The following is a 21,758-nucleotide window of genomic DNA, read 5'->3' as shown; positions in this document are numbered from 1 at the left end:
GGCCGCCTCAGATGCCGAACGTGCTGCGCGGGTAGGCAGCCTCGACGTCGGTGATCACGTTGACGAGGTAGGGGACACCCGCCGCGTACGCCCGGTCGAGCGCCGGGCCGATCTGCTTCGGGTCGGTCACGGTCTCGCCGGCGCCGCCGAGCGCCCGGACGACCTCGTCGTAGGGCGTGCGCTGGCCGAGGTCGGCCACCACGTCGTAGCCGTAGAGCATCTGCATCGGGCCCTTCTCGAGGCCCCAGGCGGAGTTGTTGCCCATCACCATCACGACCGGCAGGTCGTGGCGTACGAGGGTGTCGACGTCCATCAGCGAGAAGCCCGCGGCCCCGTCGCCGAGCAGCAGGGTGACCTGGGCGCTCGGCCGGGCGATGCGGGCGGCGATCGCGGCACCGAGGCCGGCGCCGAGGCAGCCGTACGGGCCCGGGTCGAGCCAGCCGCCGGGGCGCTGGGGCTCGACGTACTTGCCGGCGAAGGACACGAAGTCGCCGCCGTCGCCGATGACCACGGAGTCGTCGGCGAGCCGGGGGACCAGCTCGCCGTAGATGCGCGCCGGGTGGATCGGATCGGCCTCCGCGGTGAGGAGCGCGGCGTCGCGGGCCGCGGCGGCCCTGACCTGGTCGGCGAGCTGGTCGGACCACGCCTGCCAGTCGGGCTTGTCGCCGCGCTCGAGCGCGGCCTGCAGGCCGTCGAGGACGGTGGTGAGGTCGCCCGCGACGGAGCCGGCGAGCTCGGCGTGCCCGGCGACCTGGCCGGGGGAGTCGGCGATGTGGACTACCTTCGCGAACTCGCCGGCCGGGTTCTTGTCCGGACCGCCGAAGGAGCCGTAGCCGAGGCGGAAGTCCAGCGGCGTGCCGACCACCACGACGAGGTCCGCGCCGGACAGGGCGGCTCCGCGAGCCTTGGTGACGAGCGACCGGTGGCCGCCGGGGATGACGCCGCGACCCATGCCGTTGGTGAGGGTCGGGATGCCGAGGTCCTCGACGAAGCGCAGCGCGGCCGCCTCGGCGTGGTCGGCCCAGACGTCGGTCCCGAGGATCAGCACGGGGCGCTCGGCCTGCGCGAGCAGCCGTGCGACGGATGCGATGGCGTCGGGGTCGGGATCGACGCGGGTGCCCTCGCCCGAGCCGACGGTGCCCGAGGCGGAGTTGAAGAACTCGTCCATCGGCACGTCGACGAACACCGGGCCGCGGTGGCTGGAGCGCGCGAGCGTGAAGGCCTCGTCCATCCCGGCGGCGACGTCACCGGCGGTCATGAGGGTCTTCGCCGCCTTGGCGACGGGCGCGATGATCGGGGGCTGGTCGAGCTCCTGCAGCGACCCGGTGCCCCAACGGTTCTGGGGAGCACGGCCGCCGACGACCACCATCGGCGAGCCGGCGAACTGCGCCTGCGCGATCGCACTGATGCCGTTGGTGACACCGGGGCCGGCGGTGAGGACGGCCAGGCCCGGGACGCGGGTGAGCTTGCCGGTGGCCTCGGCGGCGAACGCGGCCGTCTGCTCGTGGCGTACGTCCAGCAGCCGCACCTGCGGGCCCTTGCCCTCCTCCTGCGTCTTCACCGCGCCGTCGTACATCGGGAAGACGTGGGCGCCGGACAGGGTGAACATCGTCTCCACGCCGTGGGCCCGGGCGACGTGGACGGCCAGCTCGCCGCTGTGCCCGGAGATCTCGCTGCTCTCGCTCATGCCCGCAGGCTAGCGGGTGTCTACTCGCAGGTAGGGAGCGTTGGTCAGCCGGAGCGCCTCGATCACCACGAGCAGCAGGTCGGGGCGGACGGTCGGCGGTTCGGGGGCGAGGGAGAGCTGCACGAAGAGGGCCCGGAGGAAGGCTTGTGGGGCGGCCGTGGGCGCGAAGGGGTCGTGGTCGACCGGGCCGACGAAGGGGTTGCCAGCGGCGCCGATGCGGTGCACCCACGGCTCGAGCACGTCGAGGCCGAGGGCGTTGCGACGCAGGATGCGCATCGCGGCGTGGACCATCCGGTCCGGCTCGCCCGAGGCCAGCGGGGAGTCGGGCGGCTGCTGCAGCAGGCGCTCGGCCAGGACATCGAGCAGGACTGCGAGCTCCGGGCCGGCCAGGTGGGGGGACTCCCCGAGCGCGCCGAGGGCGTCGGCGCCGTGGGCGACCGCGTGGGCCCACCCCTTCTCCGGCACGAAGCCGCGGGTGTCCTGCTCGGCGAGGAACCACGTCGCGAGCCGGTCGCCCCACTCCATCACCTTGCCACCGGGCAGCAGGTGCTGGTCGTTGTCGCGCTCGAGGCACTCGGCCACGATCAGCGCGCTGAAGCTGCGGCGGAACACCGTGTCGGTGCCCGACTCGCCCAGCCCGACCGACAACCCGGTGACCATCCCGTCGCCGAGACCGAGCAGCAGGTCGTCGTAGACGCCGTTGTCGATCCAGGTCGCCAGGGCGGGATAGGCGGTGCCGTCACGCACCTCGGGCCGCGTGGAGCCGAGCATCGTGGTGAGCTCGGCGGTGAGGTCGTCGAGGGGCCGGTCCGACGGGACCTCGAACCCGGCTGCTTGCACCTGGTCCCAGTACCCGATCGACATGACCCCCATCCTGCCAGCCGCCTCCGTCACCGCCCAGTCCGGTCCACGGGTGGCCCTAGGCTGGCGACGTGCCGTCCCTCCATGAGCTCGTGCGAGCCCACACCGACCTCGTCGAGGAGGACGTCGCCTGGCTCCAGCTGCTCATGGCGGACTGGCAGATCCTCGCCGACCTGTCCTTCGCCGACCTGGTGCTGTGGTTGCCCGACCGCGAGGGCAAGGGCTACTGGGCGGGCGGCCAGATGCGGCCCACCACCGGCCCGACCGCGCTCGTCGACGACGTCCTCGGCACGTTCATCCCCACCGGACGGCGCCGGATGCTCGACGAGGCCTTCACGACGGGCCGGCTGGTGCGCGAGGGCGACCCCGAGTGGCGCGACGACGTGCCCGTACGGGTCGAGGTGATCCCCGTACGCCGCGCCGGCCGCGTGATCGCCACCATCGCGCGCAACACCAACCTCCTGGGCGTCCGCACGCCGAGCCGGCTCGAGCTCAGCTATCTCCAGACCGCAGCCGAGCTGACCCAGATGATCGCCGGGGGCCACTTCCCGCTCCCGGGGCAGCGCAGCGACCACGCCGACTCGCCGCGGGTCGGCGACGGCTTCGTGCGCCTCGACCCGGCGGGGCGGGTGGTCTATGCCAGCCCCAACGGTCTCTCGGCCTACCGGCGCCTCGGCCTCCAGGGCGACCTCGCCGGTCACGTCCTCGCCGACCTCACGCGCGACCTGGTGCCGGCCCGCAAGCGTCCCGACGAGGAGACCCTCAGCGCGGTGCTCGGCGGCCGCGACGGCCGCGCCACCGAGGTCGGCACCGACGAGGTCACCCTGATCGTGCGCAGCATCCCCCTGCGTCCCGAGGGGGAGCGCAGCGGCGCGCTGCTCCTGGTGCGCGACGTCACCGAGCTCCGCAGCCGTGACCGCGAGCTGGTGACCAAGGACGTGACGATCCGCGAGATCCACCACCGGGTGAAGAACAACCTCCAGACGGTGGCCGCGCTGCTCCGGCTGCAGGCCCGGCGCACGCGCGCGGAGGACGCCAAGGCGGCGCTCGAGGAGGCCGTACGCCGGGTCGGCTCCATCGCGATCGTGCACGAGACGTTGAGCCACGCGGTCGAGGAGACGGTCGACTTCGACGAGATCGCCGACCGGCTCGGCGCCATGGTCGTCGACGTCAGCGGCGTCGAGGTGCCCGTACGCGTCGTCCGCGAGGGCTCGTTCGGCAAGCTGGCCTCCGAGGCGGCGACACCGCTCGCGATGGTGCTCACCGAGCTGCTCCAGAACGCCGTCGAGCACGGCTACGCCGGCGTGCCCGCCGCGACCGACGGCCGGGTCGTGGTCACCGCGCGCCGGATCGTGGGACGGCTGCACGTCGTCGTGGAGGACGACGGGCGCGGCCTGCCCGACGACTTCGACCTCGACGGGTCGACGCAGCTCGGGCTGTCGATCGTGCGCACGCTCGTGGAGTCCGAGCTCGGGGGTGTCCTCGAGATCGGACCCGGGACCCGCGGGACCCGTGTGCAGGCCGACCTGCCGATCGACTGAGCCCAGGTCCGGGGGAGGGCTTCGGGCGTCAGGCCGTGCGGATGCGCGCGCGGGCGTTGCGGCGCTTCAGCGCGCGACGCTCGTCCTCGCTGAGGCCACCCCACACGCCGTGGTCCTGCCCGGCCTCGAGGGCCCAGGCGAGGCACTGCTCGCGCACCTCGCAGCGCCGGCACACCTGCTTGGCCTCCTCGATCTGGAGGATCGCCGGCCCGGTGTTGCCGATCGGGAAGAACAGCTCAGGGTCCTCGTCGAGGCATGCAGAGCGACTGCGCCAATCCATGAGTGGGGGAATCCCTCTTTCTAAGTCACAGGGCAAGTGCTGTTGTCGGACATTCAGCGGAGCCCGGGCGCCAGACGGTGCGATCACCGAAGTGGGCAGCGACCAGACTGGCAAGACTTGAACGTTCACACAACCCCCAACGCTGGTCGTGTCCGTCACAACTACTGTTGTCCAGTGCCCGTTACGCCTCAGGCTCATCCCCCTACGCCAGACCCTACCCCGCCGCCCCCACTCGTGGTGGCCGCCTCGCTCGTCGCCCTGGAGGCGTTCGTGCTCGCCGCGCTCGGCGTCCTGGAGCTGGCCAACCTCAGGGCGATCCGGCTCACCATGGGGCTGACGACGTCCGCCTTCTTCCTCGTCGCCGCCACCGGCCTGGCGTGGTGCGCGTGGTCGCTGTGGAAGGTGCGCCGGTGGGCGCGCGGGCCCGTGGTGATGGCGCAGCTGATCCAGCTCGGCCTGGCCTGGAACTTCCGCGACGACCCGACGACCCTCATCGCGATCGGGCTCGCCGCCTGTGCCCTGGTCGTCGTCGCCGGACTCCTGCACCCGGCGACCACCGAGGTGCTGGAGGCGGACGCCCGGCTGGACCCCTGACCCGGTGGGGTCAGTCGGCCTCGAGCGACGTGCGCAGCTGCGCGAGCGTGCGAGTGAGCAGCCGGGAGACGTGCATCTGGGAGACCCCGATCTCCTCGGCGATCTGCGACTGCGTCATGTTCTTGAAGAAGCGCAGCAGCAGGATCCGCTTCTCGCGCTCGCCGAGGCCCTCGAGCAGCGGCTTGATCGACTCGCGCACCTCGACGTGCTCGATGTTGGCGTCCTCGACCCCGAGCCCGGCCAGGATCGCCGGCGGGCCGTCGTCACTGTCGTCGGAGGCGTCGAGGGAGAGCGTGGCGTAGGCGTGGGAGGACTCGATGCCCTCCATGATCTCCTCGACCGTGCAGCCGATCGCCCCGGCCAGCTCGCGGGGGGTGGGGGAGCGGCCCAGCTTCTGGGTCAGCTCGCCGGTGGCCCCGCCGATCTGCATCCGCAGCTCCTGCAGGCGTCGCGGGACCCGGATCGCCCACCCCTTGTCACGGAAGTGGCGCTTGATCTCGCCGATCACCGTCGGGGTCGCGTAGGTGGAGAACTCGACGCCGCGGTCGGTCTCGAACCGGTCGACCGCCTTGATCAGGCCGATCGTGCCGACCTGCACGAGGTCCTCGAACGGCTCCCCGCGGTTGCGGAAGCGCCGCGCGCAGTGCTCCACCAGTGACAGGTGGAGGTGCACCAGGTCGTCGCGCGCCACCGACCGGGCAGCCGGACTCACGCCCTCGTCGCGCAGGAGCGAGAACAGCTCGGCGCTGCGCGCACGTACGTGCTCGAGACCGCTGGGCACGACGTCCTCGTCGAGCTCGCGGTCGACCGCGGCGTGTACCGCGGTGTCGTCCCCCGTGTCCCCCGTGTCTGCGCTCATGTCAGAGCTCGGCACCTGTCATTCCCGCAGCGATCGCCGACGTGACCGTGAAGCGGACGCGGAAGCGTCCACCCTCCGATCCTGCCGACGCGTCCTGCGCCATCGTGTCGAGCACCTGCCAGGCAAAGCTCTCGGTGTCGAGCGGGGGGTCGTCCGCGGCCTCGGCCTCGAGCTCGACGGTCATCGAGCCACGGCCGATCCAGAAGCACGCCACGAGGTCGGTGCCGGGGTCGGCCTCGGGGATGACGAGCGCGCTGGCCTCGCCGATGGCGATGCGCAGGTCCTCGATGTCGTCGATGGTGAAGTCCAGCCTCGCGGCGAGGCCGGCCGCGGTGGTGCGGACGATCGTCGCGTAGGCGCCCTGGGCAGGCAGCCGCAGCTCGACGTCGGCGCGAGCGCCCCCCGTGTGATCTGCCATCTGCGTCAGTGTCCCGTCGTCGGAGCCGATGTGCTCGCCACACACTAACCGGGCCTGCCAGCCGGGGGGGCGGGAGCGGGCCGCACGGAGGCGTCGCCGACCTCCGGGGTGGTCCAGTCCGCTCTCGGCCCCCGTTGAGGCCGCCGGCGCCATGGCCTGACGGGCGGCGCCGTCACAGGTCAGTGGAACCAGGGACACACCTGGTCCCGGGTGCGCAGCGCATGGCGGTGGCGGCGGTCGCTCAGCAGCGGCGCCTGCCTCTCGCCCGGGGGCACGTCCACAGGCGGCGAGGCCGCTGCGCCGTCGGCGAGCGCGACCACGACGCCGTACACGCCGTTCCCCTCGTCCTCCAGGGAGACCTCGCCGAGGCGGCGGAGCATCGCGAGCGAGGCGGGGTTGTCCTTGAGCACCTCGGTGACGATGCGGGTCACCCCGGCGGGACGCGCGCGCACCAGCACGTCGAGCAGCGCCGAGGCCACGCCGCGACCCTGCCACTCGTCCTTCACGGTCACGGCGAGGTCGGCGGCGTCGGTGACGTCGGCGTAGCGCACGATCCGCGCCAGGGCGACCGGGTCGTAGACGTCGGGCGTCGTCTCGGCGCAGAGCACGAGCGCGACGTGGTCGATCCCGTCGACGTCGTCGACGAGGTGCTCCAGCATCGCGTCGGAGAGGTGGCGTACGGGCGCCAGGAACCTGCGGCGCCGCGACTCCGGCGACAGGGTCTCGAACTCCGCCGCGAGCTGCGCGCGGTCGGTCCGCTCCAGCGGCACGACGAACGCGTCGGTGCCGTCGCGCAGGGTGACCTGCTCGATCATCGCGCCTCCTGTCGGTGGCCCAGAGCCTAGCCAGCCCGGCGCCTCCGGGTGCACGAACGCCGCCCCGGTCCGTGGACCGGGGCGGCGTGGTGGGAGAGGCGTAGCGGCAAGCCGCTCAGGCCTTCTTCGTCTCCCAGAAGATCTCGGCGATCTCGTCGATCTTGGCGAGCAGCTCGTCGGCCTTCGCGGCGTCGAGCTCGCCCTTGGTGCCGGACGCGCCGGCGAGCTTGGTGGCCTCGTTGACCAGCGTGTGCAGCTGCGGGTACTTCTCGAAGTGCGGGGGCTTGAAGTAGTCGGTCCACAGCACCCAGAGGTGGTGCTTGACGAGCTCGGAGCGCTGCTCCTTGATGAGGATCGCGCGGGTGCGGAAGTCGGGGTCGTCGTTGTCGGCGACCTTGGCGATGATCGCCTTGATCGACTCGGCCTCGATGCGGGCCTGGGCGGGGTCGTAGACGCCGCACGGAAGGTCGCAGTGCGCGGAGACCTCGACAGTGGGGGCGAGCAGGTGACGAAGCATCGGGTTCCTCTCGATCGGGAAGGTGTGCAACTGCTGCGACACTACTCCGCGTGGAGAGGCGTCAGCAGCGGGGTCTCGCCCCGAGGGGTGGAGACGTCCGGCCCCCCTTCGGGACCGCCGTCGTGCGGGGTCGCTCGATGCTCCCCACGCTCCGCGAGGGCGACCTCCTGCTCGTGCGCCACGGCGTACGCCCGCGTGCGGGGGACCTCGTCGTCGCCCGGTTCGCCGACGGCACCCTGACGGTCAAGCGCGCGGGCGAGCCGCGGCGTACGCGCTCCGGCGCAGCCGGCTGGTGGCTGCTCAGCGACAACCCCGACGAGGGCGTCGACTCCCGCCACCGCGGCCCCGTGGCCGAGAGCGACGTCCTCGGCGTCGTACGGCTGCGGGTGTGGCCATCGCCACGCATGGGACGCCGGCTCCGGGGCGGCTGAGCTGTGCGAGTATCGCCGGCATGGCTTCGCACCCGCACGCCGGCGACCCCGTGTTCGACCTGCACGTCGGCGGCAAGATGGAGATCCTGTCGACGGCCGCCCTGACCGGGCCCGAGGAGCTGTCGCTCGCCTACACCCCGGGTGTGGCGCGGGTGTGCGAGGCCATCGCCGCGGACCCGTCGATGACGCAGCACTACACCTGGGTCCCCAACACCGTCGCGGTCGTCACCGACGGCACCGCGGTGCTCGGCCTCGGTGACATCGGCCCCGCGGCGGCGATGCCGGTGATGGAGGGCAAGGCGGTGCTGTTCAAGCAGTTCGGCGGCGTCGACGCGGTCCCCATCTGCCTCGACACCACCGACGTCGAGGAGATCATCGAGACGGTCGTACGGCTGGCACCGAGCTTCGGCGGCATCAACCTCGAGGACATCTCCGCCCCACGCTGCTTCGAGATCGAGGCGCGGCTCAAGGAGCGGCTCGACATCCCGGTCTTCCACGACGACCAGCACGGCACCGCGGTGGTGGCCCTCGCGGCGCTGACCAACGCGCTGCGGCTGACCGGCCGCGACGCCGCGACCGTACGCGTCGTGGTGCAGGGCGCCGGTGCCGCCGGCGTCGCCGTCGCCCGGATCCTGCTGGAGGCCGGCATCAAGGACATCGCGGTCCTCGACCGGCAGGGCGTGCTCAACTCCGAGCGCTCGGACCTCACCGAGGTCAAGGCCGCTCTCGCCCGCGACACCGCCGACCACTTCGGCCGCCGCGGCACCCTCGCCGACGTGATGGCCGGCGCCGACGTCTACATCGGCGTCTCGGGCGGGCAGGTGCCCGAGGAGATCGTGGCCTCGATGGCCGCCGACGCGATCATCTTCGGTCTCGCCAACCCGACGCCCGAGGTGCACCCCGACCTGGCCCACAAGTACGCCCGGGTCGTGGCCACCGGCCGCTCGGACTTCCCCAACCAGATCAACAACGTGCTGGCCTTCCCGGGCATCTTCCGCGGCGCCTTCGACGTGCACGCCACCGCGATCACCGAGGGCATGAAGGTCGCCGCCGCCACCGCGCTCGCCGAGCTCGTCGGGGACGCCCTGAGCGAGGAGATGATCATCCCCTCGCCCTTCGACCCGCGGGTGCCGGGAGCCGTACGTGACGCCGTCGCCGCCGCGGCCCGTGCCGACGGGGTCGCGCGCCGCTGATGGCCGGCGACTGGCTGCGCGACGCCGTCGTCTACGAGATCTACCCGCAGTCCTTCGCGGACTCCGACGGCGATGGGATCGGCGACCTCCGCGGGGTGATCGAGCGTCTCGACCACGTCGAGTCGCTGGGTGTCGACACCATCTGGTTCAACCCCTGCTTCGCCTCGCCGTTCGTCGACGCGGGCTACGACGTCTCGGACTACCTGCAGGTGGCGCCGCGCTACGGCACCAACGAGGACCTGGTCGAGCTGGTCGACAAGGCGGGACGACGCGGGATCCGGGTGCTGCTCGACCTGGTCGCCGGCCACACCTCGATCGAGCACCCGTGGTTCCAGGCCGAGCTCCACGCGGACGGCCCGAGTCCGGAGGGCGACCGCTACGTCTGGTGCGAGGAGCTCCCGGAGTGGGCGTGGGAGCCCGGCGTCCCCGGTACACCGGCGTGGGTGCCGTCGCCGGGGCCGCGCCGGGGCTGGTACCTCAAGAACTTCTACGACGAGCAGCCCGCGCTGAACTTCGGGTGGACCGAGACGCCGGAGGCGGAGCCGTGGCGCGACGCCGTCGACGACCCGGGCCCGACGCGCAACAAGGAGATGCTGCGCGAGGTGCTCGACTTCTGGCTGAGCAGGGGCGTCGCCGGGTTCCGCGTCGACATGGCGTTCTCCCTGGTGAAGGACCACCGCGGCAAGAACGCCGGTCGGGGGGCGGCGACGCAGGTCTGGCGGGACCTCCAGGCCTGGCTGGCCTCGGCCCATCCCGACGCGGTGCTGGTCCCGGAGGGCGTGGAGCCGCGCACGGGCCAGGGCATGGGGTTCGACGCCGACTTCTTCCTCGTGATCCACGCCGAGCACGCCAGCCTCTTCGACAACAAGGGTGCAGGAGTCCTGCCCTTCCACCGGACGGGCGACGCGTTCTTCCACGAGGACGGCAGGGGCACGACCCGCACCTTCCTCGACGGGTGGGCCGCGGCACGGGCGGACGACCCGACCCGGCCCGTGCTGATGGGGACCGCCGACCACGACTTCAGCCGGCTGCGCACCGCCCCCCGTACGCCCGAGCAGCTCGGCGCCGCGCTGACGTTCCTGTTCACCTGGGGCACCGTCCCCTCGCTCTACTACGGCGACGAGATCGGCATGCGCTACGTGCCCGGCCTGCCCGACGTGGAGGGCTCGATCTGCAACCCCGGTTACAACCGGTCCGGCTGCCGTACGCCGATGCAGTGGGACGACTCGCCGAACGCCGGCTTCTCCACCGCCGCCCCGGAGGACCTCTACCTCCCCATCGACCCGTCCGATGACCGGCCGACCGTCAGTGCGCAGGAGCAGGACCCCGGCTCGACGCTGCACCTGGTGCGCCGGCTCATCGCGCTGCGTCGTGCCACCCCGGCCCTCGGCGGCCGCGCCCCGACGACCGTCCTGCACGAGGGCTACCCCTTCACCTGGCGCCGCGGCGACTCTCACGTCGTGGTGGTCAACCCGCGCCGCGAGCCGGCCGAGGTCGCGGTCGACGGGCTCGAGGGCGCGCGGCTGCTCCTGGGGCAGGGCGTCGACGTGCTGCCGAGCGGGCTTCGCGTGGACGGCTTCGGCTACGGAGTCCTCGAGCTCGCCTGATCCGCCGCACGTGCGGCGGATCCGGCCCCCCGGCGCGCCGGGGGCGCGAGCCGCTAGAACCCGATCGACGGCTCCGGGGCCAGCGAGGTCCGCATCGCGCGGGCCAGCCCGGCGTACGCCCCCGGCCGGTGCTCGGTGACCACCCCGGCGCGCAGGAGGCCGGCGATGCCGTGCCCCAGGTAGCCCGCGCCGAGGACGGCGACGTCGAGCGTGACGTCGGCGGGGGAGTCGGAGCGCGAGGCCGAGCCGACTCCGTCGGAGGCCAGCAGGCGCCAGCGCCCGGCGTTCCAGGGGGCGTAGCGGTCGGCGACCTCGACGACGACGTCGCAGTCGGACTCGTACGACCGCAGCGCCCAGGCTGCCTCGAGGTCGACGAGGCGTACCCACGTGCTGTCCCAGGTCTTGAGGTCGCCGGTGCCGCGCGGTCCGCCGACCCAGCCGAGGACCGGGTCGTCGACGCCGATGTTCTCCAGCTTCGTGGTGCCCATCAGGTCGAGGTCGACCACCCGGCGGGCGAGGGCGAGCCGCGCTGCCGGACCGCCGGTGAAGGTGCCGACGGTGACCGTCCCGGACGGCCGTGCGTCGGCCCACTTGTGCTCGCGGCGCAGCCCGGCGAAGCCGACGTCCGAGCCGTGGCGGCGGGCGAACAGGACGCGGCGCCGCTCCTTGTCGCGCAGCTGCTCGGGCGTCTCGGACGTCATCAGCGTGAAGAACCCGGGGGAGCCGACGATCGTGCCGGGGAAGTCCGGCGCCGCGGCCAGCTGGCAGGCACGCATCCGCTCGGCCACGCCGTCGTCGGACATGGTCACGAGCTGCGTGGTGATGCCGGCGACCTCGTCCTCGAGGTGCGGCGCGGTGAACGTCGTCCCGCGGCCGAGGTCGACCTGGTGGGTCAGCACCGCGAGTCCGTAGCCGTAGCGACCGTAGATCGCGGCCTCGCTCGCGTGCAGGGCCGAGATCGCGGTCCCGGCGTCGCGGCTGCGGGCGAGGTGGTCGGTCATCATCGCGGTGAGGACCCCGCGGCGCCGGGCGTCGGGATGTACGCCGACCCAGGTGAGCCCGGCGATCGGGACCAGGGCGTCGCCGGGCAGCGACATCTCCATCGGGCGCACGCCGTAGATGCCGGCGTGCAGGTCCGACGGCCCGTCGGGGAGGTCCACCGCGAACCGCTGGTCGGTGGGCAGCCCGAGCCGCAGGTGATCGGCGTCGGCGTCGGTGACCTCGCCGAACCAGACCAGCTGGTCGGTGGCCAGGTACTTCTCGGCGTCCTCCGAGGGACGTACGTCGATGCTCACCCGGCAACCCAACAGTCCGGGCTGAGGACCCGCAACCGGATAACGACCAGCACTCGCTAGGGTCGAGGAATGTTCGCCGTCTATGCCGAGTCCTTCTCCTCCGACGACCCGCTGAGCGGCCTGGTGGTGGGGGAGCGTCCCGCACCCGAGGCGCCCGACGGGTGGGCCACGGTCACCGTGAAGGCGGCCAGCCTCAACCACCACGACCTGTGGTCGCTGCGCGGGGTGGGCCTGCGCCAGGAGTCGCTGCCGATGATCCTCGGCTGCGACGCGGCAGGCATCGACGAGGACGGCAACGAGGTCGTGGTGCACGGCGTCATCGGCGACCCGCGCTGGACCGGTGACGAGGCGGACGACCCCGGCCGGTCGCTGCTCTCGGAGCGCCACCAGGGCACCTTCGCCGACCAGGTGGTCGTGCCGCGCCGCAACCTCGTGCCCAAGCCGGCGTCGCTGTCGTTCGAGGAGGCCGCGTGCCTGCCGACCGCGTGGCTGACGGCCTACCGGATGCTCTTCGTGCAGGGCGCGTGCCAGCCGGGCGAGACCGTGCTGGTGCAGGGTGCCGGCGGCGGCGTCGCCACGGCGCTGATCACGCTGGGCCGCGCGGCCGGCCTCACGGTCCTCGCCACCAGCCGTGACGAGTCCAAGCGACAGCGGGCGCTGGAGCTCGGCGCGCACGAGGTCTTCGAGTCCGGCGCCCGCCTGCCGGTCAAGGTCGACGCCGTCATGGAGACCGTCGGGAAGGCCACCTGGACCCATTCGATCCGCTCGCTGCGCCCGGGGGGCCGCATCGTGATCAGCGGCACGACCTCCGGTCCCGACGTCGGGGACGCCGGCCTGACGCACATCTTCTTCAAGCAGCTCTCGGTCATCGGCTCCACGATGGGCACCCGCGCCGAGCTCGACCGGCTGGTGCGGTTCCTCGACGCGACCGGCACGCGCCCGCTCGTCGACCGTGCGCTCCCGATGGACCAGGCACGCGATGGCTTCGCGGCGATGGCCGGGGGCGACGTGTTCGGCAAGATCGTCTTCACCCGATGACCGTCCGGCGGCACGTCCTGACCGGGGCCGGCTCCGGCATCGGCGCGGCGCTGGCCCGCCGGCTCGCCGACCGCGGCGACGACCTCGTGCTGCTCGCCCGCAGCGAGGCGCGCGCCGGCGAGCTGGCGAGCACCTTCCCCCACGCCCACCTCCTCGTCGCCGACCTCGCCGACCCGGGGACCCTCAACGGCCTCGGCCGTCAGGTCGACGGGCCCGTCGACTCGCTGGTGCACGTCGCCGGGGTCGTGGACCTCGCCCCGGTCGAGCGGCTGCGGCTGGCCGCCTGGGAGGAACAGGTCACGGTCAACCTCACCGCTCCCGCCGTGCTGACCCGCGAGCTGCTGCCGCACGTGCGCGCGGGTCGCGGCACCGTGGTGTTCGTGAACTCCTCGGCCGGCCTCACCGCCAGTGCCGAGTGGTCGGCCTACGCCGCCTCGAAGTTCGGCCTGCGCGCCTTCGCCGACTCGCTGCGGGCCGAGGAGGTCGAGCACGGCGTACGGGTGAGCACGGTCTATCCCAGTCGCACCGCGACCCCGATGCAGGAGAAGGTGCACGAGCAGGAGGGGCGCACCTACGACGCCTCCCGCTGGATCAGCGCCGACACGGTCGCCGACACCCTGCTGCACGTGATCGACCTGCCGGCCGACGCCACCATCCCGGACGTGACCGTACGTCCGGTGGTCCCCCGTCCGGGCACCTGAGCGCTCGCTCCTGACCCGGCCGCGCGGTCAGGCCCGCTCGAGCACGAGCACCCGGATCCGCCGGGACTCGCCGACCCGCCTGCGGTAGTGGGCGTAGCCGGGGTAGAAGCGGCCGGCCAGCTCGAAGACCTCGGCGGCCTCGGTGGCGGTGGCCGCACGCGCGACGACGTCCCGCGTCGTGCCGCGGTAGGTCACGCTCGCGCGCGGGTCTGCCTCGAGGTTGTGCACCCACGCCGGGGTAGCGGCCTGCCCGAAGTTGGTGCCGAGCAGCGCGAGCCCGCCGGCGTACGGCGTCGCGATCAGGTGGCTCGTCCGGCTCCGGCCGGACCTGCGCCCCGTCGTCGTCACGTCCAGGACCGCGAGGCCGGCGAGCAGGCCGGGCGCACTGTGGCGGCCTCCGGTCAGCCGGCCGACGGCGTCGTCGAGGTGCCGCAGCGTGCGCGAGAACACCCAGCCGCCGGCGCGCGTGCCGGCGCCCCACCTGACCAGCCGGTGCAGCGGGTTGCCGGAGGAGTGCGCGTAGCCGAGCTCGGCAGCGAGGCCCGGGTGAGCAGCCGTCCCGTCTCCCATCTCGTCTCCCACGTCAGCGGCTCCCGCCGTCGGCGGGCTCGCGCGAGCGCCAGTTGAGCGCCCCGACGAGGAGCATCCGCAGCTGGGTGCGCGCCTGCGCCAACGTGCGCTCCTCGGCCTCGGGGTCGTCGACGAGCCGCTCGGCCATCGTCACCACGAAGGACACGATGAGGTCGGCCAGCAGCCCGATGTCGGCGCTGGAGTACTGCTCGGCCGCCCCGCTGCGCGCGATGTCGGTGGCGAGCTCGCGGGTGATCAGGTCGATCTCGTGCCTGATCGCCTCCCGCACGCGCGGCGGTCCGGCCGTGCGCTCGCGCGCGATGAAGGCGTAGTGGGAGCGGTTCTCGCGCACGTGCTGCGCGACGATCGGCAGCGAGCCGTCGATGAAGTCGCGGTACTCCGGGGCGTGCCGCCAGACGTCGAGGAGCATGAGCCGCAGCGACCGGAAGCTCTCGTCGACCAGTGCGAGCCCGAGCAGCTCGAGCGAGCCGAAGTGGCGGTAGAACGCCGTCGGCACCACCCCCACCTGCTTGGCGACCTGCCGCAGCGAGATCGCCGCGAGGTTGGAGTCGGCGGCCAGCGCGAGCGCCGCGTCGAGGATCGCCCGGCGGGTGCGCTCCTTGCGCTCGGCGCGTGACCCGGACTCCGAACCGGACTCGGATGCGGGCTCGGACTCGGGCTCCGGCCGCGCAGGGTCGGTGGGCTCGACGCGAGGCATGCGGCGATCGTAGGGCACCCGTACGGGGGAGTGCGGCGCGGGATCGCGGTGCACGCGTGTGCACGCACCGTGGGGTGGATCACGCGGGGCTGCGTTGACAGCCGTGGGGACGTCGGTCATATTTGAGTGAACATACGTTCACTGTCAAGGAGGCCGAGATGGTCGTGCTGGACCGGCTCGTCCGCTCGCGCACCGCGGCCGCGCTCACCTCGCCGCACGGGGTCGACCACTACCTCTCGCGCATCAACCCGATGTGGGCGGCGCACGAGGTGCGGGCCCGCGTCGTCGACGTACGCCGCGAGACCGACACGCCCGGCGCCCCCGTCGCCACCCTCACGCTCCGGCCCACTGCCACGTGGCGCGGGCACCGCGCCGGCCAGTACGTCCAGGTCGGCCTCGACCTGCCGGGCTCGGCGCGACGCATGACCAGGTGCTTCTCGATCTCCTCACCCGCCTCGGGAGCGGGGGAGGAGATCGCCCTGACGGTCCGCGCCCACGCGGACGGGCAGGTGAGCAAGCACCTCGTCGACGCCGCACCCGGCCTGCTGCTCCACCTCTCCCAGGCCGAGGGGAGCTTCACGCTCCCGGTCAGCCCTGCCACGCCCGGCATCGACCCGCTGCTCTTCATCACCGGTGGCTCCGGCATCACGCCGGCGATGTCGATGTTGCGCACCCTGCTGCGCGACGGCTACGACGGTCGCGCCGGACGACCCGTGACGTTCCTTCACCACGCCCGCTCGCCGGAGGACCAGATCTACGCCGCCGAGCTCGCCCGGATCGCCGAGGACGACAACGACGTGACCGTGCACCTGCGCCACGGCGACGCGCGCTTCAGCGAGCTCGAGCTGCGTCGACTCGCACCCGGCTTCCGCGACACCGACACCTGGGCCTGCGGCCCCGCCGGGATGATGGAACTGGTGCGCGCGGCGTACGGCGACAGCCCGCGGCTGCGGCTGGAGCACTTCAAGCCGCCGGCGACGGCGACCGGCAGCGCCGAGGGCGACCTCAGGTTCGCCCGCTCGGACCGCCGGGTCGCCAACTCCGGCGCCTCGATCTTCGAGCAGGCCGAGGACGCCGGCCTGAGCCCGGTCTTCGGCTGCCGGATGGGCATCTGCTTCTCCTGCACCACCCGCAAGGCCGAGGGCACCGTGCGCAACGTGCTCTCCGGCGCGGAGTCCTCGCTGCCCGACGAGGACATCCAGATCTGCGTCTCCGCCCCCGCCGGCGACTGCGTCGTCGACCTGTGACCGGAAGGACCACCATGAAGCCCCACCTGACCCCCGACCAGCTCGACGCGTTCGGCGCGGAGATGGACGCGCTGCGCCGTCGCGTCCTCGACGACCTCGGCGAGGACGACGCGGCGTACATCCGCGGCATCGTCAGGCGCCAGCAGCAGCTCGAGGTGCTCGGCCGCGCGCTATTCTACCTCCCGCCGGCCTGGCCGCTCGCCGTCGCCGCGCTCTCGGCCTCCAAGATCCTCGAGAACATGGAGATCGGCCACAACGTGATGCACGGCCAGTACGACTGGATGGGCGACCCGCACCTCAACTCACGCATCTACGAGTGGGACAACGTCTGCCCGGGCGAGCAGTGGAAGTACTCCCACAACTACATCCACCACACGTTCACCAACGTCCTCGGCAAGGACCGCGACATCGGCTACGGCATCCTGCGGATGGACGAGGACCAGGAGTGGCACCCCTACTACCTGGGCAACCCGGTGTACGCCCTGCTGCTGATGGTGTTCTTCGAGTGGGGCGTGGCCATGCACGACCTCGAGGTGGAGAACATCGTCAGGGGCACGCGGACGATGGAGGACAACAAGGCGCTGCACGCCGGGATCATGCGCAAGGTGAGGCGGCAGGCCCTCAAGGACTACCTGCTGTTCCCGGCGCTCACCGGCCCGCTCTTCCCGCTCACCCTCGTCGGCAACGCGACGGCCAACCTTGTCCGCAACGTCTGGGCGTTCAACATCATCTTCTGCGGCCACTTCCCGGCCGGCGCCGAGACGTTCAGCGAGGAGGAGTGCGAGGACGAGTCGCGCGGCCACTGGTACTACCGGCAGGTCCTCGGCTCGGCCAACATCTCCGGCGGGCCGCTGTTCCACGTCATGTCGGGCAACCTGAGCCACCAGATCGAGCACCACCTGTTCCCCGACCTGCCGGCGAAGCGCTACCCCGAGATCGCTCCCGAGGTGCGCGAGATCTGCGAGCGCTACGGGATCGAGTACACGACGGGGCCGCTGCGCAGGCAGCTGGCGAGCGTGGCACGCAAGATCTGCCGCCTCGCGCTCCCGGACCGCTCGCCGAAGCCGTCCGGCGGTCAGGAGGCCGTACGCCCGCTGGCGGCCTGAGCCGCGGCGTACGCCGGGTCGGCGCCGGGTGGCTCAGTCCTCCGGGTCGTCGAGACGGGCCAGCCAGGTGGCCAGCCGCTCGATCGGCACCTCGAAGTCGGGGTGGGCGTCGACGAAGGCCTGCAGCTGTTCGGCGAGCCACGCCAGGGTGACCTCCTCGTCACCCCGGCGCTTCTCGAGCTCCTCGATCCCGCGGTCGGTGAAGTACAACGCCCCGGCTCCGTATCAGTAGTCGGTGCCGCGGCCGCGGGGCGACTCGAAGGCCGCGTCGAGCAGGGCCTTCTGCTCCTCGACGTGGCGCTTGATCGTGCCGACCGACGGCGAGGCCGAGGCGGTGCGGGTGATCGGCTCGACCACCAGGTCGAGCTGCGGCCACACGTTGAGCTGGTAGTGCGGCCACGGGCCCATGTTGCGGGGCTCGTCCTGCACCCAGCGGATCGCCTTGAGGTTGGGGTACTTGGCGACCTCGGCCTTGATCTCCTCGACCGGGTTCGGGTAGAGGCGCTCCACGCGACCGATCGCGAAGGCGTCGCCGTTCTCGCGCTTGCCGCGCTCGACCATGAGGTCCCACGTGACCCGGCCCGAGCACATGATCAGCGTCTCCACCTTGTCGCGGTCGGCCGCGTCGTCGCCGATGAACGGACGGAAGGTGGTGTCGCCGACGAAGTCGGCCGGCTGCGAGGCGGCCTCCTTGCGCTTGAGCATCGACTTCGGGGTGAAGACGATCAGCGGACGGTGCTCCTCGCCGAGCGAGTGGCGCCGCAGCAGGTGGAAGTAGGACGCGGGCGTCGAGGGCTGCGCGACCACCATGGCGTTCTCGGCGCACATCGTCAGGAAGCGCTCGATGCGCGCCGACGAGTGGTCGGGGCCCTGGCCCTCGTAGCCGTGGGGGAGCAGCAGGACGACGCCGGACTGCTGGCGCCACTTGGTCTCGCCGGCGGAGATGAACTCGTCGATGACGGTCTGCGCGCCGTTGACGAAGTCACCGAACTGGGCCTCCCAGAGGACCAGGGCCTCCGGTCGCGCGACGGAGTAGCCGTACTCGAAGCCCAGCGCGGCGTACTCGGAGAGCAGCGAGTCGTAGACGTGGAACTTCGCCTGGTCCTCGGTGAGGTTGGTCAGCGGGGTCCACTCGTCGGCGTTGGTGCGGTCGATGATCGTGGCGAACCGCTGCACGAAGGTGCCGCGCCGCGAGTCCTGGCCGGCCAGGCGCACCGGGCGCCCGTCCATCAGCAACGAGCCGAAGGCGAGGATCTCGCCGGTGCCCCAGTCGATCGGTCCCTCGGTGATCGCGGCGGACCGGCGCTGCAGCTGCGGCATGACCTTGGGGTGGACCGTGAAGTCCTCCGGCGGCGTGACGTAGCTGTCGGCGATCCGCTTCAGCACCTCGGGGCTCACCGCGGTCGAGAACTCGCCGGCCGGCTTGTCCGGGTAGTCCGGGACGGTCGTCCACTCCGTGGGCGCCTCCGAGCTGGCCTCGCGGACCTCGGTGAAGACCCGCTCGAGCTGCTGCTGGTAGTCCTTGAGGACCTGCTCGGCCTCCTCGACCGTGATGTCGCCACGGCCGATGAGGGACTCGGTGTAGAGCTTGCGCACCGAGCGCTTCTGCTCGATCAGGTCGTACATCAGCGGCTGCGTGTAGGACGGGTCGTCGCCCTCGTTGTGGCCCCGTCGGCGGTAGCAGACGAGGTCGATGACGACGTCCTTGTTGAACGCCTGGCGGTAGTCGAACGCCAGCCGCGCCACCCGGATGCAGGCCTCCGGGTCGTCGCCGTTGACGTGGAAGATCGGCGCCTGCACCATCCGCGCCACGTCGGTGGCGTAGAGGGAGGAGCGCGACGAGCCGGGGGCGGTGGTGAAGCCGACCTGGTTGTTGATGACCAGGTGCACGGTGCCGCCGGTGCGGTAGCCGCGCAGCTGGGACAGGTTCAGCGTCTCGGCGACCACTCCCTGGCCGGCGAACGCGGCGTCGCCGTGCACCAGCAGCGGCAGGACCGGGAACTTCTCGCCCTGGTCGAGGATGTCCTGCTTGGCGCGGGCGATGCCCTCGAGGACCGGGTTGACCGCCTCGAGGTGCGAGGGGTTGGCCGCGACAGAGACCTTGATCCGGTCGCCCGAGCCGGCGATGAACTCGCCCTCGGCGCCGAGGTGGTACTTCACGTCGCCGGAGCCCTGGACCGTGCGCGGGTCGATGTTGCCCTCGAACTCGCGGAAGATCTGGCTGTACTTCTTGCCGACGATGTTGGCCAGCACGTTGAGGCGGCCCCGGTGGGCCATGCCCATGGTGACCTCGTCGAGCCCGGCCTCGGCGGCGGCCTCGCAGATCTCGTCGATCAGCGGGATCGTCGTCTCGCCGCCCTCGAGGCTGAAGCGCTTCTGCCCGACGAACTTCGTCTGGAGGAACGTCTCGAACGCCTCGGCCTGGTTGAGCTTGAGCAGGATGCGCAGCTGCTCCTCGCGGGGCGGCTTGACGTGCGGCTGCTCGACGCGCTCCTGGATCCACTTGCGCTGCTCGGGATCCATGATGTGCATGTACTCGATGCCCGTGGTGCGGCAGTAGGAGTCACGCAGGATGCCGAGGATGTTGCGCAGCTTCATGAAGCGGCGTCCCTCGCCCCCGAACGACCCGGTCGCGAACTCGCGGTCGAGGTCCCACAGGGTCAGCCCGTGCGACTCCACCTCGAGGTCGGGGTGGCTGCGCTGGCGGTACTCGAGGGGGTCGGTGTCGGCCATCAGGTGGCCGCGGACCCGGTAGGCGTGGATCAGCTCGAGGATCCGGGCCTGCTTGACGATGTCGTCGTCGTGGCTGGCGACCACGTCGCGCGCCCAGCGGATCGGCTCGTAGGGGATGCGCAGCGAGCGGAAGATCTCGTCGTAGAAGTCGTTCTCGCCGAGCAGCAGGCCGTGCACGCGCTTGAGGAACTCGCCCGACTGCGCGCCCTGGATGACGCGGTGGTCGTAGGTCGAGGTGAGCGTCATCGCCTTGCTGATGGCGTTGCGGTTGATCGCCTCCTCGGAGGCGCCCTGCCACTCCGGGGGGTACTCCATCGCGCCCACGCCGATGATGGCGCCCTGTCCGGCCATCAGCCGCGGCACGGAGTGCACGGTGCCGATGCCGCCGGGGTTGGTCAGCGAGATCGTCGTGCCCTGGAAGTCGGCGACGGTGAGCTTGCCGTCGCGCGCCTTGCGCACCATGTCCTCGTAGGCCGTCCAGAAGGCGGCGAAGTCCATCGCCTCGGCGCCCTTGATGCTCGGGACGAGCAGCTGGCGGGTGCCGTCGGGCTTCTGCATGTCGATCGCGAGGCCGAGGTTGATGTGCGACGGCGTGATCAGGTTGGGCTTGCCGTCGACGACCTCGTAGCCGACGTTCATCTCCGGCATCGAGCGCAGCGCCTTGACCAGCGCGTAGCCGATCAGGTGGGTGAAGGAGACCTTGCCGCCGCGGGCGCGGGCGAGGTGGTTGTTGATGACGGTGCGGTTGTCCCACAGCAGCTTGACCGGCACCGAGCGGACCGAGGTCGCGGTGGGCACGGAGAGAGAGGCGTCCATGTTGGCGGCCGTACGCGCCGGGGCGCCGCGCAGGACGGTGTAGGTCGGCTCGTCGCTCGCGGGGGTCGGGGCTGCGGGCTTGGGGTCCTTGGCGACCGGCGTGCTGGTGCCCTTGGCGGGCTCGTCGGCGGCGGCCGCGGGGCGGGGCGTCGACTTCGGGGCGGACGTGGAGGCGGGCTTCTCAGCGGCGGGCTTCTCCGACGCGGGCTTCTCGGCGGCGGGCTTCTCGGCGGCCTTGGCGGCCGGGGCGGCGGCCCTGGCGGGCTCCTTCGCCTGCTGGGTCGACTGCTGGGTCGCCTGCTGGGTCGACTGCTGGGCGGCCTGCTGCTTCGCGGGGGCGCTCGCGGCCGTCGCGCCGCTCCCGTTGCCGAAGTACTTCGCCCACTCCGGACCCACGCTCGCGGGGTCCTTGTCGTACTGCTCCTTCATCTCCTCCACGAGCCACTCGTTGGCTCCCAGATCAGATGACGGTGCAACCGAGGACTGGTTGCCGGACTGCCCGTTCGGGGACTGCGCCACGCTTGTTTCGCCTCTTCCAGGATCATCGCGCAAGGTTTTGACAACTGTGCCCAGTCAAGGGCGCCCACAAGGCTAGTCCCACACGCACGCAAATGCAGGGGCGGGCTCGTCCTTTGAGGCATGGTGTGGCCCACACCGTCACCTCACCTCGGCCCCCGTGCCACCCGAGAGCCATTCCCCGGCCGCCCCCGGCCACCTGCACTGCCTGGAGT

The 21,758-nt window shown here is 72.0% G+C and carries 21 protein-coding genes; 9 read left to right on the top strand and 12 right to left on the bottom strand.

What is annotated here, in order from left to right:
- Positions 1-7: 7 nt before the first annotated feature.
- Positions 8-1,687 carry an acetolactate synthase gene (locus tag IEZ24_RS10660; protein ID WP_129453629.1) on the bottom strand — a complete coding sequence of 560 codons (1,680 nt, stop codon included), beginning with the start codon at positions 1,685-1,687 and terminating at the stop codon, positions 8-10.
- A 9-nt stretch (positions 1,688-1,696) separates the two neighbouring features.
- Entirely contained in the window at positions 1,697-2,551 is an 855-nt protein-coding gene (locus IEZ24_RS10655) for a DUF2785 domain-containing protein (RefSeq protein WP_129453628.1), read from the bottom strand.
- A gap of 68 nt (positions 2,552-2,619) precedes the next feature.
- Between IEZ24_RS10655 and IEZ24_RS10650 the strand changes: the two genes are divergently transcribed.
- A complete protein-coding gene (locus IEZ24_RS10650; protein WP_129453627.1) occupies positions 2,620-4,089 on the top strand; it encodes a sensor histidine kinase in 1,470 nt (489 codons plus the stop codon).
- Between the two features lie 28 nt (positions 4,090-4,117).
- Here the strand turns inward: IEZ24_RS10650 and IEZ24_RS10645 are convergent, their stop codons facing one another.
- Positions 4,118-4,369 (bottom strand): WhiB family transcriptional regulator, encoded by a 252-nt coding sequence (locus IEZ24_RS10645; protein WP_056601527.1) that lies wholly within the window; start codon positions 4,367-4,369, stop codon positions 4,118-4,120.
- A gap of 237 nt (positions 4,370-4,606) precedes the next feature.
- On the opposite strand from IEZ24_RS10645, the gene IEZ24_RS10640 reads away from it, so the two are divergent.
- Positions 4,607-4,963 carry a hypothetical protein gene (locus tag IEZ24_RS10640; protein ID WP_129453626.1) on the top strand — a complete coding sequence of 119 codons (357 nt, stop codon included), beginning with the start codon at positions 4,607-4,609 and terminating at the stop codon, positions 4,961-4,963.
- Positions 4,964-4,973: 10 nt separating this feature from the next.
- On the opposite strand, the gene IEZ24_RS10635 is transcribed toward IEZ24_RS10640, so the two are convergent.
- From IEZ24_RS10635 to sodN, 4 genes are all read right to left on the bottom strand, one after another.
- Entirely contained in the window at positions 4,974-5,822 is an 849-nt protein-coding gene (locus IEZ24_RS10635; RefSeq protein WP_129453625.1) for a SigB/SigF/SigG family RNA polymerase sigma factor, read from the bottom strand.
- A 1-nt stretch (position 5,823) separates the two neighbouring features.
- Complete coding sequence (locus tag IEZ24_RS10630) at positions 5,824-6,240, bottom strand: ATP-binding protein (RefSeq protein WP_129453624.1); 417 nt, start codon at positions 6,238-6,240, stop codon at positions 5,824-5,826.
- Between the two features lie 179 nt (positions 6,241-6,419).
- Positions 6,420-7,055, bottom strand: a complete 636-nt coding sequence (locus tag IEZ24_RS10625) for a GNAT family N-acetyltransferase (protein ID WP_129453623.1) — start codon at positions 7,053-7,055, stop codon at positions 6,420-6,422.
- Positions 7,056-7,170: 115 nt separating this feature from the next.
- A complete protein-coding gene (sodN, locus tag IEZ24_RS10620) occupies positions 7,171-7,572 on the bottom strand; it encodes a superoxide dismutase, Ni (protein ID WP_056601510.1) in 402 nt (133 codons plus the stop codon).
- Between the two features lie 50 nt (positions 7,573-7,622).
- On the opposite strand from sodN, the gene IEZ24_RS10615 reads away from it, so the two are divergent.
- Genes IEZ24_RS10615 through IEZ24_RS10605 form a run of 3 tightly spaced genes read left to right on the top strand, consistent with a single transcriptional unit; the run spans position 7,623 to position 10,803 of the window.
- Positions 7,623-8,003 carry a S24/S26 family peptidase gene (locus IEZ24_RS10615; protein WP_275938072.1) on the top strand — a complete coding sequence of 127 codons (381 nt, stop codon included), beginning with the start codon at positions 7,623-7,625 and terminating at the stop codon, positions 8,001-8,003.
- Between the two features lie 20 nt (positions 8,004-8,023).
- Positions 8,024-9,196, top strand: a complete 1,173-nt coding sequence (locus IEZ24_RS10610; protein ID WP_129453621.1) for an NAD(P)-dependent malic enzyme — start codon at positions 8,024-8,026, stop codon at positions 9,194-9,196.
- A complete protein-coding gene (locus IEZ24_RS10605) occupies positions 9,196-10,803 on the top strand; it encodes an alpha-amylase family glycosyl hydrolase (RefSeq protein WP_129453620.1) in 1,608 nt (535 codons plus the stop codon). Before IEZ24_RS10610 ends, IEZ24_RS10605 begins: the two co-directional genes overlap by 1 nt.
- A 53-nt stretch (positions 10,804-10,856) precedes the next feature.
- On the opposite strand, the gene IEZ24_RS10600 is transcribed toward IEZ24_RS10605, so the two are convergent.
- On the bottom strand, positions 10,857-12,098 hold the full coding sequence (locus tag IEZ24_RS10600; protein WP_165355971.1) for a GNAT family N-acetyltransferase: 1,242 nt from the start codon (positions 12,096-12,098) through the stop codon (positions 10,857-10,859).
- A 69-nt stretch (positions 12,099-12,167) separates the two neighbouring features.
- On the opposite strand from IEZ24_RS10600, the gene IEZ24_RS10595 reads away from it, so the two are divergent.
- Together IEZ24_RS10595 and IEZ24_RS10590 are read left to right on the top strand one after the other, a co-directional pair.
- A complete protein-coding gene (locus IEZ24_RS10595; RefSeq protein ID WP_129453618.1) occupies positions 12,168-13,136 on the top strand; it encodes a zinc-binding dehydrogenase in 969 nt (322 codons plus the stop codon).
- Entirely contained in the window at positions 13,133-13,837 is a 705-nt protein-coding gene (locus IEZ24_RS10590; protein WP_129453617.1) for an SDR family oxidoreductase, read from the top strand. Before IEZ24_RS10595 ends, IEZ24_RS10590 begins: the two co-directional genes overlap by 4 nt.
- 27 nt (positions 13,838-13,864) lie before the next feature.
- Here IEZ24_RS10590 and IEZ24_RS10585 read toward each other — a convergent pair whose 3' ends face one another.
- Entirely contained in the window at positions 13,865-14,407 is a 543-nt protein-coding gene (locus IEZ24_RS10585) for a nitroreductase family deazaflavin-dependent oxidoreductase (protein WP_129453616.1), read from the bottom strand.
- A gap of 13 nt (positions 14,408-14,420) precedes the next feature.
- Positions 14,421-15,125: a TetR family transcriptional regulator gene (locus IEZ24_RS10580; protein WP_129453615.1), complete on the bottom strand. Its 705-nt coding sequence runs from the start codon at positions 15,123-15,125 to the stop codon at positions 14,421-14,423.
- A 158-nt stretch (positions 15,126-15,283) separates the two neighbouring features.
- Between IEZ24_RS10580 and IEZ24_RS10575 the strand changes: the two genes are divergently transcribed.
- Positions 15,284-16,372 (top strand): flavin reductase family protein, encoded by a 1,089-nt coding sequence (locus IEZ24_RS10575; protein ID WP_129453614.1) that lies wholly within the window; start codon positions 15,284-15,286, stop codon positions 16,370-16,372.
- Between the two features lie 14 nt (positions 16,373-16,386).
- On the top strand, positions 16,387-17,478 hold the full coding sequence (locus IEZ24_RS10570; RefSeq protein WP_129453613.1) for a fatty acid desaturase family protein: 1,092 nt from the start codon (positions 16,387-16,389) through the stop codon (positions 17,476-17,478).
- A gap of 33 nt (positions 17,479-17,511) precedes the next feature.
- On the opposite strand, the gene IEZ24_RS10565 is transcribed toward IEZ24_RS10570, so the two are convergent.
- Entirely contained in the window at positions 17,512-17,688 is a 177-nt protein-coding gene (locus IEZ24_RS10565; RefSeq protein ID WP_129453612.1) for a DUF6104 family protein, read from the bottom strand.
- Positions 17,689-17,703: 15 nt separating this feature from the next.
- Positions 17,704-21,546: a multifunctional oxoglutarate decarboxylase/oxoglutarate dehydrogenase thiamine pyrophosphate-binding subunit/dihydrolipoyllysine-residue succinyltransferase subunit gene (locus IEZ24_RS10560; RefSeq protein WP_129453611.1), complete on the bottom strand. Its 3,843-nt coding sequence runs from the start codon at positions 21,544-21,546 to the stop codon at positions 17,704-17,706.
- Between the last annotated feature and the right edge of the window lie 212 nt (positions 21,547-21,758).

Origin of the sequence: Nocardioides ganghwensis, from assembly GCF_014779655.1 — a bacterium.
Taxonomy (GTDB): domain Bacteria; phylum Actinomycetota; class Actinomycetes; order Propionibacteriales; family Nocardioidaceae; genus Nocardioides; species Nocardioides ganghwensis.
Note: the sequence above shows the minus strand (reverse complement) of the source record. Positions and strands in the feature narration are given on the sequence as shown.

What these genes read in the sequence shown, in the direction of transcription:
- IEZ24_RS10570 (WP_129453613.1), top strand. Translation starts at nt 16,387, where the DNA reads ATGAAGCCCCACCTGACCCCCGACCAGCTCGACGCGTTCGGCGCGGAG.
- IEZ24_RS10575 (WP_129453614.1), top strand. Translation starts at nt 15,284, where the DNA reads ATGGTCGTGCTGGACCGGCTCGTCCGCTCGCGCACCGCGGCCGCGCTC.
- IEZ24_RS10610 (WP_129453621.1), top strand. Translation starts at nt 8,024, where the DNA reads ATGGCTTCGCACCCGCACGCCGGCGACCCCGTGTTCGACCTGCACGTC.
- IEZ24_RS10660 (WP_129453629.1), bottom strand. Translation starts at nt 1,687, where the DNA reads ATGAGCGAGAGCAGCGAGATCTCCGGGCACAGCGGCGAGCTGGCCGTC.
- IEZ24_RS10625 (WP_129453623.1), bottom strand. Translation starts at nt 7,055, where the DNA reads ATGATCGAGCAGGTCACCCTGCGCGACGGCACCGACGCGTTCGTCGTG.
- sodN (WP_056601510.1), bottom strand. Translation starts at nt 7,572, where the DNA reads ATGCTTCGTCACCTGCTCGCCCCCACTGTCGAGGTCTCCGCGCACTGC.
- IEZ24_RS10580 (WP_129453615.1), bottom strand. Translation starts at nt 15,125, where the DNA reads ATGCCTCGCGTCGAGCCCACCGACCCTGCGCGGCCGGAGCCCGAGTCC.
- IEZ24_RS10585 (WP_129453616.1), bottom strand. Translation starts at nt 14,407, where the DNA reads ATGGGAGACGGGACGGCTGCTCACCCGGGCCTCGCTGCCGAGCTCGGC.
- IEZ24_RS10630 (WP_129453624.1), bottom strand. Translation starts at nt 6,240, where the DNA reads ATGGCAGATCACACGGGGGGCGCTCGCGCCGACGTCGAGCTGCGGCTG.
- IEZ24_RS10635 (WP_129453625.1), bottom strand. Translation starts at nt 5,822, where the DNA reads ATGAGCGCAGACACGGGGGACACGGGGGACGACACCGCGGTACACGCC.
- IEZ24_RS10645 (WP_056601527.1), bottom strand. Translation starts at nt 4,369, where the DNA reads ATGGATTGGCGCAGTCGCTCTGCATGCCTCGACGAGGACCCTGAGCTG.
- IEZ24_RS10595 (WP_129453618.1), top strand. Translation starts at nt 12,168, where the DNA reads ATGTTCGCCGTCTATGCCGAGTCCTTCTCCTCCGACGACCCGCTGAGC.
- IEZ24_RS10590 (WP_129453617.1), top strand. Translation starts at nt 13,133, where the DNA reads ATGACCGTCCGGCGGCACGTCCTGACCGGGGCCGGCTCCGGCATCGGC.
- IEZ24_RS10655 (WP_129453628.1), bottom strand. Translation starts at nt 2,551, where the DNA reads ATGTCGATCGGGTACTGGGACCAGGTGCAAGCAGCCGGGTTCGAGGTC.
- IEZ24_RS10605 (WP_129453620.1), top strand. Translation starts at nt 9,196, where the DNA reads ATGGCCGGCGACTGGCTGCGCGACGCCGTCGTCTACGAGATCTACCCG.